This is a genomic window from Bradyrhizobium sp. 31Argb, assembly GCF_043638955.1.
Lineage (GTDB): Bacteria > Pseudomonadota > Alphaproteobacteria > Rhizobiales > Xanthobacteraceae > Bradyrhizobium.
In genome coordinates this window covers 1-851 of sequence record NZ_JBEGDB010000651.1, presented here as the reverse complement: position 1 = coordinate 851, position 851 = coordinate 1, and the positions used below count along the sequence as shown (strand labels likewise).

The following is an 851-nucleotide window of genomic DNA, read 5'->3' as shown; positions in this document are numbered from 1 at the left end:
GCCGATCAGCACCAGCATGCACTCGCCGTGGTCTTCCATGCGGGCCTGCAGGAAGACGCCATCGGCCCACACGTACAGGTATCGCCGCGCCGACAGATCGCGCCTTTGCCAACGTCGTACTCACCTTGCCACTCGGCCGTCAGCCGGGACACCACCGCAGGCGACAGGTTGGGCGCGTCCTTGCCCAGCAAGGCCGTCAGCGCCTCCTGGAAATCGCCGGTCGAGATGCCGCGCAGGTACAGAATCGGCAACAGCCCATCCAGGCTTCTGGTCCGCCGCGCCCACAGCGGCAGGATCGCCGAGCTGAACCGGATCCGCTCGCCGTCGCCGACTGCCCCGCGGTCGCGAATCTTCTCCCGCGCCACCTCGACCGGACCGATGCCGGTCGCAATCGTTCGCGCCGGGCCGTAGCCATGCCGCACGACACGGGTGCGTCCGTCGGCAAGCTTCAAGTCCTTCACCGTGGCAAGAAACGTCTCGACTTCGACCTCGACGGCCTGCGCCAGAAGCTGCCGCGCACCAGCACGCAGGATATTGGTCAGTGGATCGTCAATCTCGTCGGGCTGACGAAGCGGGACAATATTGCTAGTCTCGTTCATGGCGTATCGCTCTCCTCGAGAGATCCCATGGGGTGGATTGCAGTCGTATTTCTTGCAGAATAAGGCTGCCTAAACACTCATCCCGAAGGTGATCATGCATACGACCGGACGATCCGCCCACCCGACCACCATCCGCACCGATCTTGGCGCGATTTTCGTTTCGTTGGAGCTCAGCCGCTCTAGGCCGTGTGGACTCTTGGGATTCTCAAATCAGATTGAACGTGATTCAAGGCTTTCTTTTAGGAGGAAGCC

Annotated in this window: 1 pseudogene; it reads right to left on the bottom strand. The window is 62.2% G+C overall.

The features are described from left to right. A pseudogene (locus AAFX91_RS42080) lies at positions 1-599 on the bottom strand (transposase); the annotation flags it as partial. Positions 600-851: the final 252 nt, after the last annotated feature.